We start from the raw sequence: 16,032 nt of genomic DNA, 5'->3' as shown, positions 1-16,032 counted from the left end.
TTATATAGAAAAGAGTTTAAAAAAATTGCCCCAATATTTCTAGTTTTTCTGCTGTACTTAATCTGCCTTTTACAAAATCAACATCCCTGATGTAAATCGTATTATACGAGCCAAAATTTTCTGTTTTTGTCAATTGCCTGTCAAATGGGTTATAAATAAATGGCATAAAGTTTAATTGAAGGAACTGGTTATGGATATTTTTTTCATCAAACCCGTACCTGCCTCCTGAACCATTTAATTCAATAATGATTGCTTTTAATTTTTCGTTTTTGAGTGTTTCTATTGCGCCTTTTAAAACCTCTGTCTCATATCCCTCCACATCAATTTTTATTAAAGCCGGGACATTTAGGCCTACAATTTCATCAACAGTTTTTATAGGCACATCTATGGTATCTACCTCACCTTCGGTTGCTATATGATTTACTGTATCTAGTGTTTTTGTAAATTTCAATGTTGCATTTTCCTTGCCCAAGCCAATATTTAAGGCTGTAACCTTTGCAGTCATCCTGTTAATAAAAACATTGTTCATTAAATGATTATATGTAGAAGGTACAGGCTCAACAGCAATAGACTGGCAGCCGACATGTGCAGAAGCCAAAACAGTATAGCTTCCAACATTAGCCCCTGCATCCACGAAAAAATCTTCTTTTCTCAAAAAATGAAGCAAGAATGCCATGTCTGCAAATTCATGAAGCCCTAGGTATAAATTGCCAGTTGCCCCAGTCATCCCCTTTGCAACAATGATTTTGCTTTTGCTTGTAAATGAATAAATTACTGGGTAAGGGTTAATCTTTGTAGTTATTTGCCATTTAAAAAACCTTGCAATTGCTTTTAATTGGTTTTTCTTAGTTAAAGGGTGCGAGGTAAGCAGTTGAAGCGTATGCCAGATTGCCATTATACCAAAGATTTTATTTTATTTACAAATGTCAGACATTCATTTTCCCAATTGTGTTTACTTCCTGCCAATATATGCGCATTGGTTTTGCAAGCATCTAACCTATCAGGGTTTCGATAAAAAGTATCTATTTTGCTGGCTAATGCCTCCACACCACCTACCGGATAAATACTACCCAGCCCAATATTTTCTTCCATAAATGCTTTTTGTGCACTTGTGTCAGATACAATAACGGCCAGCCCCGCAGTAAGGTATGTAAATATTTTATTGGTTAGGCAAATATCCCTGTTCAATGGGGTTTTGGTTTCTAATGCCAAGCCTATATCAAACTGATTGGCAAATTGAAATATTTTTTCTGGTGGTATTGGTGGGTAAAAATAAAATTTTATATTTTTATTATTCACAAGCCCGGTTAAATAGTTATTGGCTTCGTTGTTGCAATTGCCCAATAAGTGCAATTCTATTTCAGGGTTATTTAATACATGCAATGCTTTTATCACATCTTCCAAACCCCTGCCCTGGCCTACTGTTTGAGAAAACCAAAACAACTTCATTTTACCGCCATCATTTGCTTGTACTGGTTGCAGGTATTTTGCTTCAAAAACATTGTTTATTACAATAGGGGTTGTTTGTGGATATAGCTTTTCATATGCTTTTGCTATCAAGGGGCTTGCTGCCGTTATATAATTGCATTTGCTTAAATACTTGTCTTCAATAAATTTTGAAAGTTTATAATTGGGGCTATTGCTATCATCGGAAACTTCCTGCCGATGGAAATCTTCCGCATCAAAACCACATTTTGCACCATGGTACTTAGCTGCTTTTACCGCAACAGGCAATGCGGCTAAGTTGTGCGCAATGTATAAGTCTGCCTTTATTGATTTGGCTTTTTTCAGCATTTCTACCGATGCCCTGCCTTTGGCTATGTGCGCTATGCCCCATTTAAAGGAAATTCTTTTGGCTGCCAAGTTTGCCGCTTTAAACCTAAGCCGAGTAAAAAAATACCTTCTTGAATCCTGGAAAGGCGACCCACCCGCCAAAACAGGATGCCATTGTGTAGAAACAAACAATTCTTTATCCGCTTCAAGGGCCCAGTGTGTCCAAAACGAATAAATTACATATACTTTGTACCCAGCAGCCGACAACGCATCGGCTTCCTTTACCAAACGAGGGTTTACAGAAGGCTGGCCAGAGGATATAAGCACGATGGTTTTCATTGCTTACTGCTGCCCTTGTTTCTTTAGGTATATTTTGCAAGGCACAATATTATCCTTGCCTTCCAAATTAATTTCAGTATCGACGAAATATTTTTCATCCAGCAGATTACAAAATGCCTTGAAAGAATTGCAATATGCACGGCTACCCGTTACATCTATGATTACTTTTGGCTTGTTAGCTTCCATATCGGCAATATACCTGTCTAAATAATACTGATGCTGCTCCTTGCCAATATAACCTTCTTGCCTTTGGCTATGCGATTCTCTAGTACCCTGAATGGTATTTGTTTCTACATAGAACTTATTTTGCGATCCCCATTTGTTTTCCATGCTGCCCCAAACCACTATCTTGTCGCCCTCCTTTACATGCTTTTTCACCTCAATGCTTACAGGGTTTTCATGCACCATTTTTCCATCCTTGTAAAGGGTAGAAAGCCATTTATTTCCACTATATAGTAGTAGCAAGGAAGCAAAAAAACTTATACCAACAAAGCTTTTAAAAGCCTTGCCTTGCCCTACATCATTGCTATTCGTTTCATTTGCAATACCCATGAAAACGCCTAGCAAAAATATTATAGGTATTACTATAAAATATTGATAATGTGGGAAGCCAGTACCAGGCTTGCCAATGCTATACCACGCTGTTACAAATAATGCAAGCGACAATAAAAGGAATGGCTTGCTTTTATCTGGAATTGCTTTACGGCTTTTTACTATAATTATTATACAGGCGATGCCAATAATACATGTGCTTGCATAAAAAGGGATGGCAGCTTTTGTGTGTATCCAAATCATCGCAGGCAGGCCAAGCCATAGTTTTAAAAACCCTTGGCCATGAGCATAAGCAAGGTTATTGATAATGTAGGACTGAATAAAATCGTAAGTTAAATTGCTGCTCCATAAATAAAAGCCTACTATAAAAAAGGGTATTAATATCCCAAATAACATGCTTCCTATTTTAAAAAAAGCATATTTTTTATTGATGGAGAAGCTCTTCAATATAATATACAAAGAAAACAGTCCAATTACCCCGCCCATAGGCACGGTCTGCAATTTTGAAAAAGGCAATATCCCAAAAACGAACCCTAGTAAAAAATACAGGGCAAGCGATTCTTTCTTATACAATTGTGTAGCTAGATAAAGAGCTGTTGATAGCAGTAACAATGGCACTTGCTCACTATTATAAGCATTAAGGTCGTAATGCACAATAAATGCAATAAAGAGCGTGAACGGCATTAATGCCATTTTTGCTACATAACTGTTAAAAAGGGTTTTTATGGCATGAAAAAGCAACAAAAAAACTGGGAAATAAATAAACAGGACAGCAAAAAGCCTAACCGAGGCATAGGTGATTTTTAACCCCACCAATGGCAGCAAGCATAAAGGATAAATATTTAAAGGCCCGCTGGTTGTTCCATCAACAGAACCCCAAAACCGAGGGTTAGCAACCAATGTCATGGCACCTGCCATCCATTCGCTTTCGTCTGGGTTAAGTTCATTGGCAATAAGCGTAGGCAAGCGCATGACAAGGATACAAAAACAAGACAGCAGAAGATAGTTGCGGTTTGTCTTTTTTTCATTTATTGTGCCAGTTGCTGGCCAACAGTCTTTTGCAAGAAGCACAGCAAAAAGCACGCCCGCAATTTGCCAAAAAATAACAGCATATTTCCCGAAGATTAGAAAAAAATCTGCCAAAAAGTTATACAACCCACCGAGCGAATCCATGTTTTTTATTATATTTATGCTTCCTCTACCGATTCAATAAAATCGGCATAATCTTTTATTGGCAACACCAGCCTCAAACTCCGGTTATTAAGCACTTGGAAAGAGAACAGCAACGTGGTAAGGAATAATTGGAATATAATAATTAGGCTGCCAATAATAACAGTAGTTGCCCAACCCGGTGAAGTTATATGTAAAAATAATTTCATTGCTACCGAAGCAAGTATAACAAGCAACAACATGGTTATGGCCGAGACAGAAAAAATAATAATCCTAATTAAAACGGCTTCTATATGCACCGATATTGCACTTAGCCCATGGATAACCAAAGCATTGAAATTCATTTTAGATTTGCCGGCGTACCTAGTTCCCCTGTCGATAGGTATTTCGGCAAATGGCAGTTTAGATTTCATGATGCCCCCGGAAAAATGGTTCCAAATTTCATGCAAGTGTACTATTTTATCCAATTTACTGGCTGGCACAAAGCAAAAATTGCCAAACCCAATTTCCTTTCCTGTGAACAGTTTAAAAATAAGCTTGTAAATATTGTAAAAAAGGATAAACCCAAGGCTTTCATTCCTTTTTTTCCTTTTGGCAAAAATGATTTTTCCTGATTCTTCCTTTGCGGCAGCAACAAGTTTTATGATGTCTTCAGGCATATCCTCCCCATCACTATCCATAATAATAACATCGCCACGTATGCCAGTTTTTAACAGGTAAGAAAGCCCAACGGCAATTGATTTCTGGTGGCCGATATTTTTATTCAAATTGATAGTGCGGCACGAACCATTAAAAATGCTTTTATCACTTTTATAGGGTATAGAAGAACTATCGTTTACTACAAAAATGTTACAAACACCAATATTTTCTTTTGATTCAACAGCTTTTATTTTTTTTAATAAAATATCAAGCGATTCCCAATCATTATAAAGAGGTAAAATGATATTTAGCATATTGGTATGGGCATTTTTTGTGGCAGCAGCTATTTAACTTATGCTTTTTATTTCTTGTAAAAGTTAATTTCTTAATTGCATATGCCTATTTATCCTTGGTATTAAAACCTACCCATTCGTCCAAAATAATATTAGGATACCCTTTTTGACCTTCGGGGCAAATGCCTGCATCCACATATTTAATCATTTGAGGCAACATGTCTAGGTATTCTTTCGGTTTTTGGTTAGGATGTAAAATCCAAGCATCGCCCGATTTTAATATTAGCCTCTTGGCATGTTTGGCAGACAATGTATAAAACAGCACTATTTCTGGATCCCGGGGATATACCCGGTTGCCATATTTTCTCAAGAGGGTTTCTACTAGTATTTTACCTTTCATTAAAGGCAAAAATGGGGCTAAGCGTTGTTTATCCAGCAAAAACTGCCGGGTGGAGAAAAATTCATTCAACCAATATTTTTCATGCCCTTCATTAGCAGTGCCTTCTTGATAAGAAGGTATAGCATCAAATATAGCAGGGGCTGGGGCTGCATATCTTGGCAATACAGTAATAATATCTTCGCTATCTGCAAAATAACCCATTGCTTCGTCCACCCATGAGTACCCTTCTTTCTGGTATAGCAGCAAATCGCCATCATAATGCAGCACATAACGGGTGGTTGGCAGCTCAATGGCCGCCCAATAACTCATGTTGGCAGTGCCACCACCGGAATGGGTGCAATCGTAGATGCCACGCAAGTATTTTTTTGAAAGGTGTTTAATTAAAGGGTCATTTGGTTTTAGATAATAAATATCTGTAACCAGCCCGTCATACTTAAATTGTTCTGCTATCGCTATTATTTGTTCAACCTTTTTTTGGAACACCTCCACAGGGAATTTTATATCTGGCTTTACCAATTTGGTCTCTTGCGGGCGGCAACAATCTACCACTAGCAACCTTCTTTTTATGTCCCCATGCTTTTTTACAATTGCAGGCACCGTTAATTGGGCATAGTTAATATCGCCAGGTGATAGGTTTATTTGTAATGTTATATCGTTAGTATCCATAAAGTTATGCCATTGATTGAATGATTTGTTACTACTAGCCACGCTACAATTCAGGTATTTTTTTGCCACAAAAACACGAAGCCTCGAATGAACACTTAGAAAAAGAAAGAAAACAATTCTTTTTCTTATTCTCTTAAATCTTTGTGCTACTTTGTGTTTTCGTGCCTTTGTGGCTAATTGCTTTATAAATATCTAAATAACGGTTGGCAATCACCGTATCGCTGAACTTTGTTTCGGCTTCCTTTCTACATGCAGCCCTGCTTAGTTCATGTATGCGTAGCACATGACCCGCCATTTGCTCCACCGTTTCGCTAATGAAACCAGTACTGCCATGACTTATGCCTTCTGGCACGCCACCCATATTAAAGCCCAAAACAGGCGTGCCGCAAGCAAAGGCTTCCGGGATAATGATGGGGAATGGCTCTACCCATTCTATCGGGGTGAGCAAAGCTGCTGCACTGCCTAGCAAAACATTCTTTTGTTCGTTGTTTACTACACCAATGTATCTAATTTGGTTGCCATCTATCAATGGTTTTATTTCTTGTTCAAAATAGGAAATCTCGTGCGGCAAGGTAGAAATATTGCCTGCAATCACTAAGTTTTTGCTACTCAACTTTGCTACTTTAATAGCACTATGCAAGCCTTTGCAGCGTTCTATCCTGCCCAAAAAAACAAGGTATGCATTATCAGGAACGGACGGCCGAAAAGTAAAATAATTTACTGGTGCGCAGTTATACACCGTATGCCAGTTGCTTTTGGTTGTTTTTCCAGTGGCTACTATCACATCCGATACAGCAGTGTAAGCAAGGTTGCGCATTCTTAAGGAATCGAACCGCTGAATGTTCCTACGGTCTATATAGCGCATATAGGTTTGCACCTTCCGTATTTTGAACCAAGCAAAAGGTACAAGAAAAACCAACCGACCAAAATTGTGAATTACATCATGCTTTTTTAATTCCTTGCACAATATCCTGGCAACCTCTGCTAACACTTTTAGGTCAAGGGCGGGGTTAAGCTCGCCATTTTGCCCATAAGTAATCAACCTTCCAGGCGATTTGGAGTTGGGGCCTGCAATTATAGTAACCTCATGCCCCATTTCTTTGTATTTACAGGCAATATCGTACATAACCCTTTCTATGCCGCCATAGTAAATTGGTGGAACGGGTATAAAGGGATCCATTAAAAGGAGAATGTTCATGCTGTTAATTACCTTGAAAAATAGTAAACGATATTTATCTATCCTTTACCTGATGGCATACCTAAATCGTTTTGAAAATGCCAAAGCCTTTTTTTCTACTATTATATAAAACAAGTATGCAAAACATATAGCTGCCAATAAGCCTATTGAAAATGACAAGGCTTTTGTGTATATGGTTTTTACATAAAACAAACTGCCTACAAAAACTACTAATTGGCTTCCTACAATATCATGGGTTAAATAAAGCGAAAAGGAAATTTTAGAGAAAAAATCAATTATTGTATTGCTTGTTGATAAAAAAACGATAATGCCTACTGCAATGATAGCTGCCACAGTTCCTGGGAAACCCATTAAATATAATAAATAACCCATATTAATAATCGACAATATAAAGAAGGCTAATTTCTCTATTATTTTATTTTTATACATATACACAACCATGCCGAAGGTGAAATATGGCATAACTCCAAAAACAGTTGTGTACTTTAAATGGCTATAAAAAGAAAAAATATTTAATAAGACCAACGAAACAATGGCTATTTTTTCCGAGTAAAAAATAAATGGGAACAGGATGCCAATCAATATATAAAACTGAAACTCGATGCCCAATGTCCAATAAACTGGCGACAAGTAATTGTTGCCAAAAAAATTATTGATATAGGCTAAATGGAAAAGGACATTTTGAAGTTGTATATGTGCCGTATCTTTATATACGAAATAAGCCAGTGCCAAGATAATGGCTATGGATACAATATATGGCGGCTCCACCCTTGCCAAGCGTTTTGCAAAAAAAACAGGAAAGTCTTTTATAGAATAACGAATAGGCAACGACCAGCATATTACAAAGCCAGTCAACACAAAAAACATTTCTACCCCCAGCCAACCATACCTAAAACCAGGCATTGCTTTGCCCCCTAAATGAAAAATGGCAACGGCCAAGGAAGCAATAGCCCTAATAATATTTAATTGAGGCAAGTGTTTGTTTGCAACTAAGGGATTACTCAAAATATTGTTTGATTTTATTAATTGAGTTTACGATACTATGTGCTGCTAATGCCTTTTTTTGCCCCTTTGCCCTTATTTGCTTTCTTTTGTTAGTGTCCGCACTTAACAATTCAATTTTTGCTACCAATTCGTCAACTGATTTGTACACTTCAATTTCTTGGCCAATGTCATACATGTTTTCCAGCCCTTCTGTATATTCTGTAAGGTAGCACGCCCCTAACATTGGTGCTTCAATATCCCGCAGGCGGGAATATGTGTTTGGCTTCAAAAAAGGGTAATGAAAACTAGGATACCTATTTACGCCTAAGGTAACCATGCTTTGCTTAGTAATTTGTACATACTCATCAAAGCTAGGCTTTGGTTTTAAATGATTAGCCAATACTGATTCATCAATTTTCGGCAAACCAAAGCGATTTATTTTCCTAAAAAAAGGGATAAAGCCGTTTTTTATTATAAAGGATAGCTGGTTATTTATTACATTTTGCTTTGTAGATGGCATTGAACTTCTTTCTCCTTCAAGCCACCCTGCCCCGTATAAATCAAATGTTATGTTTTTTTTTGAAAGTTCAGAAAACAGGAACGCACGCTGCGCATCTTTGGACCCAATAAAAGAAACCTGATTATTCTCTGCTGTGCTTATTTGCCTAAGTCCTTGGTTTACCCACATGGGCATTGGCAAATGTATAAATGGCATATTGGCTTGTTTATACATTTTTAATGCTTTATACTCTGGCACCCAGTTTAAATCGAATATTTTAAATTCATTGGGTATTTTTGTAAAGTCCCTTATATTGTCGCAAAAAAAATTCACGCATTTTATGCCCAATTTTTGAATTTCTTTTATTGCCAGTTCATCAATATGGTTGGGATAAAAGTAAGACAGGAATATGTCTATGGGCGTTTCTGACTGATGCTTCCTAATATCATCTAATACAACTTGCCAAGTATTTGCTTTCCATTGTTCAATTGATTCCTTTTCAGTCGAAGCATAAGTATGTAGCTCTGCCCAATCCACCTTGCTCTCCACCCAATGATGCCCAGCCTCCTCTATCCCATTTTTTATATAATACTCCCAAAAACTGTACGCAGGGATATTATGCTTTTTCAATGCCTGAAAAAATGCCAAGTAAATTGTCATAAGTATATCAAAATGCCTTCCTTGCCATTTGAAACCGCTTCAATAGCTTCCACCCAAAAATTGAAATAAAAAACTGGTGTCTTTTGTTATTGGAATAGGGGAGATTGGCCTTTGCTAGGTTTAAAGCACGTTTTTCGGCTTTCTTTACCAAATCTAGGTTATTGGGGTAACAGTAATATGCAAAAGATTGCCAAACGTTTGCCACTGTTAGCTTCACTATGCCTGCTTGGCTAGCTGCCAAAAGGTAGCTTGTGCTAAGCTCCATTGCTTTAAAATAAGATTCTATGGCTTTCCTGCTTTTTTGCCCTGATAAATTATTCCCTTGCCCTGAACGGTAATACAAAACAGATGCATCACAAAATTTTACGCCTTGCGAAGCCAGGATTATTTTAGTAAAAAATTCTAGGTCATCTACCAAATTCAGGCTTTCGTCCCAAAGCCCCGCTTTTTCAATGATTGCCTTGGGTATTAAAAAAATGCCGGGTTGTGTCATGGCAGTGCCATTGTACCAGCTGCTGCAAAGCCATTCCAATGGTGCCATATCCTGCCAACATGCTTCGGGGGATAATTTAAAATCGTTTATGTTATCGTTATAAAACCGACCCCATTTTCCAGAAATTACAGCGTTAGTATTTTTGCCGGCCAATTGTACTTGGGCATCAAGCATTCCGGGATTTAGCATATCATCCGCATCAAAAAACTTTATAAATTGCCCTTTTGATTGCTTATAACCATAATTCCTAGCTGCACCAGCCCCATTATTTTCTTTTGAAAAAACTTTTATTTTTTCATTTTCAAATTGTTTTGCTGACGCAAGACTGGTATCAGTACTGCCATCGTTTACGATAATTAGCTCCCAGTTCGTATAAGTTTGATTGAGTATGCTTTGTATAGCTTCTGCCACATAGTTTTCTGCATTGTACAAAGGCATTATAACAGAAACTAATGGCAATGAGGTCATGATTGGATTAAGCAAAAATTATAGAGGTTTAAAAAAAATTTTTTGCTTACACGGCAAAAAGGGTAGCCAAAGTAACTTGAAATCCATCTAACACATCCCCGCCTAGCAAGGGAGCATCAAAAGGCACTGTTGTTTCCTCTGGTGAAGAAAAAATATATGTTAGTTGTTCCTCAGGATTTATGAGCCACGCCAACTGGCAGCCATTGTCCACCCATTCTTTCATCTTGTCTTTTAACGCAGGCAACTTGTCTGTTGGCGATTTTATTTCTACCACAAAATCTGGGCAAAGCGGGGCGAACTTTTCTTTTTCTTTTGCAGTAAGTGCCTCCCAACGTTCCTTTTTTACCCAAGCAGCATCGGGCGAACGTACGGCGGTGCTTGGAAGCGTGAAAGCAGTAGAAGAATCGACGCAAATACCTTGCTTTTTATTTCTGTTCCATTGCTAATTCAGGAGATACTTCACTGTTGTAATAGCCTGTTAACCCTAGCCTGTTAACCCGCCAGTATTTGCCATGATATAAATATTGCCGTTTTCGTCCCTTTCAAATTTCAAGTCGCGCTTGTCTAAACAAAACGCAAAGAACTCGTCATCGGAAAAACTGCCAAGGCTATGCGTGTCCAGCATAATTGTGCCTAAAGCATCCAGCATATTCATATTGCTACTTTTTAATGATGGCTAAGTTACGGATAAAATATTTTTGTAGGAGTGTACTCAGCCATATAATTATTTTCAAAATAATTTTTTCAATAAAGGAAACATCCTGAAAAGCTTTTGCACATACCTTCTTTCGTTGTTTAGCCTGTGCCAAGGCACAGGGCCATGTACGCTCCATTGCCTGTCTTGGTCTTCTCTCCACCTTTGCCTTAATTTTTCGTCTTGGGTGTGTGTTTTAGACTCGCTATGCTCCCTTGCCACGGACAAATATATGTCTAGGTACTTTTTTCTTGCTCCTTTAGCAATGCGCATCCACAATTCAAAATCCAGGGTGCAACTCAACTCCTCCCATATTGGCTGGTGAATTTCTGCAGCCCAAAAAGTAGATGGCTGCGACAAGCCGGGTATGCACAAGTACCTATCAAAAGTAATGGCGACACGGAAGGGCGAGAATACCCCATCTTTTAAGTTATAACAGTTGCCATATATAAACTGGGCTTTTTTTAATACATAAGCCAATGCCACTTCTTTCAAAGTGCCTTTTGTAAAATAGTCATCGCTATTTATCCAGCAATAAATTTGACCACTGGCAATGCTAAACCCAAGGTTAATAGCATGGCTTTGCCCACGGTCTTTTTCGCTTTGCCAATAACTGATCCATTGGGCATATTGATTTAAAATAGATACAGTATTGTCGTTGCTGCCCCCGTCAATAACTATATATTCTAGATTGGGATAATTTTGAAGCAAAACGCTCCTTATGGTTTCCTCAAAGTATGCACCTTGGTTGTAGGAAGGGGAAATTACAGAGATTTTAGGCCATGCAATTTTTTCATTGTATTCCTCGGATTTAACTTCTTCATTCCAAGGCCAGCCTTGTCTATTACCATTTGAGGGCAGCATGGTAAGAAGGCCATCTTTTGGGGCTGTTATTTTTTGTAAAGGGAAGTGTACCCCTTTGGCTAGGAATGCTGCTTTATATTCTTGATATGATGGTAATGGCGGTTTTTTCATGCTTATTGTTTTTGATTAACTTTAGCTGGTATGCTTATAACTATATCGCTGCTATTGTGCCTTTAAAGAGAAAAACTTTTATCCCTTCTTTAAAACCCTCGCCACTCCTTAGTAAAATAACCCGCTTTTGATAAGTCAACATAGTGCAGCAGTTTTGCCTTTGGGGAACTTTTTTCAAGATTGGGGTAAACAATATATTCATCCTTTGCCAAAACTATACTAGTTGTATTTCCTATAATCATTGCAGACAAGGCTTGCTCCAAATAATAACTATTGCCATATTTTTCTTCTAATGATTTTGCCCAATATTCTATTTTCTGCCAATCTATACTTTCACTTTTAAGCCCTATGCAGCCTACATTTATTAAATCTGGCACAGGAGTATTTGCTAAATCTTCCATATATGGCTTGGGGAAACCATAAGCATTTTTTATATCCTGCATATAAATGGGCTGGTGGGGATTTTTCAACCATTCTATTATTTCTGTAGGTTTATTTTTGAATAACATATCAGAATCCAGTATCAATTTCCAGCCCGTGCTTCCTGCATGTACATCTGTTAGTTTCCTTATATGCTTATATACTTCCCTTTTATGGTTTAAATAGGGGAACTGGCTTTCCGGTAAAACAGCTTTTACTTTTCCTTCAATTTCATTGATAAAGACGCAAGTGCTGTTGGGTACTTGTGTTTTTATGGTTGTAATTTCACTAAGTGTGCCATCGTCGTAAAAAGTAAAATGGATATTATTTGGGGTAACCTTCTGCAGGGAATAAGCACAAAAAACGGTTTGATGCCAAAATTTTTTGCCAGTTAAGAAACATACTTGTAAAATTGGCAATCCGTTTTTTTCTTTCGATACAACAAGGTTTTTAGCAGCTTGCCGCATTTCTTTCTCCCCGGCAAGCATTTTTTTATACTCAAAATAACCACCAAATCTTTTCCAAATATTCCATTGGCTCCTGGGCTTCCGGTAAAGGGTATTAATAATGGCTTGAAACACTGGGATTAATTGATTTATTTGTTACTACCTAGGTATTGTTTTAAATTGCTTTTATCTCCGCCATACCGTCAAACATCCCGCATATACCCCGCCATTTCATATAATTAAGGCTGCTTTGCCATGCTTTACTACTAACCCATGCTTTTATCTTCCGCAATGGCACTGTCCATTTGGCAATTGGCTGCCAGGGGCTTATACCATGATATTGCAACAACGTTGCCCAGCTTTTATTTTGAGCATAATTCATATTGCCTAAATATTCAGGAGTTGTTCTTTTGGCAGGTATAATGTGCAAAATCTCTAATTGCGGGAAATAACCTACTTGCCATCCATTTTTTAACGCAGTAATCACAATGTCGTTATCTTCCCCAGAAGTAAGGGCTGCCGCTTTCCTACCAAGGTTTTGCCGGAATGAATCGTTTTTTATCTCATTTACATAGTTTTCAAACACCTGTTTTCGGATACACATTCCAGTGCCAATAGGTGAAAAATACGGATATTCATTTATGTTTTTCTTGTTGGTATTACTGATTAATTCTATGTTACCAAAATCCCTGCAACCTAGCAAGCCACCAGCATTTTTTACCCAATCTGCTGGTTGGTGGCGATAAAAATCTGGCAAGGCCTTGCCGCCAAAAACCCCTACTTCTGCCTGTAGGCTGGCTATGGATAAGCTTTGCTGCAAATAATTGGGCTGGGCAACATTATCGTCATCAATAAAAACAATTAATTCCGTGCTTGCTTCTTTTACACCCCTTATCCTTGCAAAGGCAAGCCCTTGTTGTTGCTCAATTATAATCTTGGCAAAAGGGTGCCAAGAAATATCTATTTCAGAATCAAGTGGTGCAGGGCTATTATTGTCCACTATTATCAACTCCCACTGATCGTAACCAAATGTTTGCTGTTTCAATGCTGCTAAAATCCTATTGAAAATATCCAAATTGGGTTTATAGGTGCATATAATAACTGTAAGTTTACAAATCCCCACTTTCTACAATTTTTTTTTCTTTAACAACCCCATTGCAGGCAATTCTACAGTTTTATAAACCAAGTGGCTAAATAAAACACAAACAATAAAATAAAAAATGTCCAGAATGAAAGGAGGGATTGAATGATAGGCTGTAGGGAAAAAACTTAAAAAAATTGACCTTAAAAAATAATTACCCACAGGTATATGAAAAAGATATAGGCTGTAAGAAATATCCCCCAATTTTGCAAACAAGGGTTTGGTTTTAAAATAGGGAGATGCAAAATATACAGCAATTGCAAAAGCAATGCCGACATAAAAAGCAATCATCGAATTCATATCACTCTCTGAACCAATACAGTATTTTCGGTTTAGGATAATACTAGCCATAGCTAGGGTTGCCCCAATATAAATGTTAAACCCCCAGCCTTTTTTTCTTATCTCGTCTAAGCATACACCCAACCCAAAATAGCCAATGAGTTTTAGAAAAAACAATACACTAATATCTTTAATAAAAACATAAACAATGCTTATTAAAATTATGCCCGAGAAATACCATAGGCGATATTGCTTGGGGATGAATAGCACTATCGAAAAAACAAGGTAAAAAAACAATTCGTATACCAATGTCCAATATACCCAATTTATCATGGGCGTATGGGAGATAGGTGCATAAAAGGAAACAAAAGTATTTACTAAGTCAATAGGCTTTATTGGAAGTATTACTATTGTATTGTGGCCAGTTAGTATCTTTTGCAGTATTACTATTAAAAATACGAGTGCTACGCTAAGCCAGTAAGCGGGGTATATCCTAAACAATCTTTTGAGCCAAAACTGTTTTATACTTGTAGTATTATCGATAGAGCTACTAATGCTATAGCCACTAATAATAAAAAAAACAGGCACCCCAAGCCAGCCATAATTAATAAGATTGCCATAAAAATCATGCTGGTTGCGCATTTGCCCAAAATGAAAGAAAGCAACAGTAGAAGCAGCAATACCCCTGGAAATATCTAAAAAATAATTGCGGCTACTGCTTTTTTGTATCATTCTTAAATTTATTAATTACTTGCTGGTACATGCTAATTTGCAATGGCACAATGGTGGATGCGCTATATTTATCAATAATTTGTTTGCGCCCATTGGTGCCCATTGATACCCTTAAAGCAGGGTTTTCAATTAGCTGGCCTACTTTTTCTATAATCTGCCTATGGCTTTTGGCATCTACTAGCAACCCTGAAACCACGTTTTCTATTATCTCGGCCATGCCGCCACTGTTGCTACCTATTACTGCTTTGCCAGCAGCCATGGCTTCGCAACAAACCAAACCAAAGCTATCGTACCTGCTTGGGAATAAGAATATATCGCCTAGTGAAAGTATTGCCCCGATATTTTGTGGTAGAAAAGCATCTTTAAAAATTACATTGTTTTTAAATCTATCTAATTTAAGCTGTAGATACAATTTCATATTTACCCCGCTTTTGGGCGAGTTTGCAGGATTGCCTATAAAATAAAATGTAACGTAAGGGTGCTTTTTTAGTATTGTAGGTATTGCTTCTGCTATTTCCAATACGCCTTTCCTTATTTCCAGCCTGCCATAAAAAACAATATTAATTTGTTTTGCTTGCTCCTCTTTAGGTAAGATGGTCAATATATCGTTTGATGCCTGATAAAAAAAGGGGGATAATGTATAATGCTTCCGCCAACCCAATTGCTGATACATTTTGCCTAGCGAATGAGAAGGCGACAGCAACGCATCGCATTTTTGAACAATTTCTTGCTCTACTGCATAATTACTTTCCCTAGGCGGCTTAGGAAGGCGGGGCATCTGAAACTTTGTGAAAGCACCCAAAATAAACCGCCATTTAGCCATGCCAGCCAAAGGCTGGTACAAAAACTTATCTACTATATAATTGGCTGTATGTGCCCTTACTACAAAGGGCAGGTTGGTGAACTGTTTAAGAACTGTTATGCCCCCTGCCCTAAAATCGGTTCCCTCAGCAATATCAAATCCAATATCGTTATTGATTAATTCAAAGTATTTTGGCAACGCCTCATTAAATTCACCCCAATTTTTGGCCGGTAACCTATATACATAGTCATTTTCCCAAAAAGCGATATCGCCACTTGTAGCGCAAAATACCACTGGCTTATGCCCAAATAAAGGCAAATAGCTAACCATTTGCACCAAATATGTGCCTATTCCGCCACCCCCCGTTTCGGGTGGATATTCGTAAGAAAAAAAAGCAATTTTCATGGGA

General features: G+C 37.7%; 15 protein-coding genes and 1 pseudogene. All 16 read right to left on the bottom strand.

Features of this window, described 5'->3' with window-relative positions:
• Window positions 1-16: 16 nt before the first annotated feature.
• The gene (locus ACHFIY_RS15585; RefSeq protein ID WP_410847041.1) at window positions 17-895 is read right to left on the bottom strand and encodes an FkbM family methyltransferase; all 879 of its coding nucleotides are present in this window, start codon (window positions 893-895) and stop codon (window positions 17-19) included.
• The gene (locus tag ACHFIY_RS15580; protein ID WP_410847040.1) at window positions 895-2,112 is read right to left on the bottom strand and encodes a glycosyltransferase family protein; all 1,218 of its coding nucleotides are present in this window, start codon (window positions 2,110-2,112) and stop codon (window positions 895-897) included. Before ACHFIY_RS15580 ends, ACHFIY_RS15585 begins: the two co-directional genes overlap by 1 nt.
• A gap of 3 nt (window positions 2,113-2,115) precedes the next feature.
• Window positions 2,116-3,837, bottom strand: coding sequence for a hypothetical protein (locus ACHFIY_RS15575; RefSeq protein WP_410847039.1), 1,722 nt, complete (start codon window positions 3,835-3,837; stop codon window positions 2,116-2,118).
• A gap of 14 nt (window positions 3,838-3,851) precedes the next feature.
• Window positions 3,852-4,787 (bottom strand): glycosyltransferase, encoded by a 936-nt coding sequence (locus ACHFIY_RS15570; RefSeq protein WP_410847038.1) that lies wholly within the window; start codon window positions 4,785-4,787, stop codon window positions 3,852-3,854.
• Window positions 4,788-4,872: 85 nt separating this feature from the next.
• A complete protein-coding gene (locus tag ACHFIY_RS15565) occupies window positions 4,873-5,832 on the bottom strand; it encodes a hypothetical protein (protein ID WP_410847037.1) in 960 nt (319 codons plus the stop codon).
• Window positions 5,833-5,965: 133 nt separating this feature from the next.
• A complete protein-coding gene (locus ACHFIY_RS15560) occupies window positions 5,966-7,030 on the bottom strand; it encodes a glycosyltransferase (RefSeq protein ID WP_410847036.1) in 1,065 nt (354 codons plus the stop codon).
• Between the two features lie 45 nt (window positions 7,031-7,075).
• Window positions 7,076-8,035 carry an acyltransferase family protein gene (locus tag ACHFIY_RS15555; RefSeq protein ID WP_410847035.1) on the bottom strand — a complete coding sequence of 320 codons (960 nt, stop codon included), beginning with the start codon at window positions 8,033-8,035 and terminating at the stop codon, window positions 7,076-7,078.
• Window positions 8,028-9,173, bottom strand: a complete 1,146-nt coding sequence (locus ACHFIY_RS15550) for a glycosyltransferase family protein (protein WP_410847034.1) — start codon at window positions 9,171-9,173, stop codon at window positions 8,028-8,030. The genes ACHFIY_RS15555 and ACHFIY_RS15550 overlap by 8 nt, the downstream gene beginning before the upstream one ends.
• A gap of 7 nt (window positions 9,174-9,180) precedes the next feature.
• Window positions 9,181-10,149, bottom strand: a complete 969-nt coding sequence (locus tag ACHFIY_RS15545) for a glycosyltransferase family 2 protein (protein ID WP_410847033.1) — start codon at window positions 10,147-10,149, stop codon at window positions 9,181-9,183.
• Between the two features lie 31 nt (window positions 10,150-10,180).
• Window positions 10,181-10,564, bottom strand: a pseudogene (locus ACHFIY_RS15540) (Uma2 family endonuclease); the annotation flags it as partial.
• A gap of 54 nt (window positions 10,565-10,618) precedes the next feature.
• On the bottom strand, window positions 10,619-10,789 hold the full coding sequence (locus ACHFIY_RS15535) for a hypothetical protein (protein ID WP_410847032.1): 171 nt from the start codon (window positions 10,787-10,789) through the stop codon (window positions 10,619-10,621).
• Between the two features lie 75 nt (window positions 10,790-10,864).
• Entirely contained in the window at window positions 10,865-11,803 is a 939-nt protein-coding gene (locus ACHFIY_RS15530) for a glycosyltransferase family 2 protein (protein ID WP_410847031.1), read from the bottom strand.
• Window positions 11,804-11,892: 89 nt separating this feature from the next.
• Entirely contained in the window at window positions 11,893-12,804 is a 912-nt protein-coding gene (locus ACHFIY_RS15525) for a hypothetical protein (protein ID WP_410847030.1), read from the bottom strand.
• Between the two features lie 40 nt (window positions 12,805-12,844).
• Window positions 12,845-13,792 (bottom strand): glycosyltransferase, encoded by a 948-nt coding sequence (locus tag ACHFIY_RS15520; RefSeq protein ID WP_410847029.1) that lies wholly within the window; start codon window positions 13,790-13,792, stop codon window positions 12,845-12,847.
• Window positions 13,793-13,795: 3 nt separating this feature from the next.
• Window positions 13,796-14,821, bottom strand: coding sequence for an acyltransferase family protein (locus tag ACHFIY_RS15515; RefSeq protein ID WP_410847028.1), 1,026 nt, complete (start codon window positions 14,819-14,821; stop codon window positions 13,796-13,798).
• Entirely contained in the window at window positions 14,802-16,028 is a 1,227-nt protein-coding gene (locus tag ACHFIY_RS15510) for a glycosyltransferase family 4 protein (protein ID WP_410847027.1), read from the bottom strand. The genes ACHFIY_RS15515 and ACHFIY_RS15510 overlap by 20 nt, the downstream gene beginning before the upstream one ends.
• Window positions 16,029-16,032: the final 4 nt, after the last annotated feature.

Origin of the sequence: Parasediminibacterium schistidii, assembly GCF_046546515.1 — a bacterium.
In the GTDB taxonomy this organism is placed as follows: Bacteria; Bacteroidota; Bacteroidia; order Chitinophagales; family Chitinophagaceae; genus Parasediminibacterium.
The sequence above is the reverse complement of the archived record's forward strand: the minus strand, read 5'-3'. Positions and strand labels throughout refer to the sequence as shown.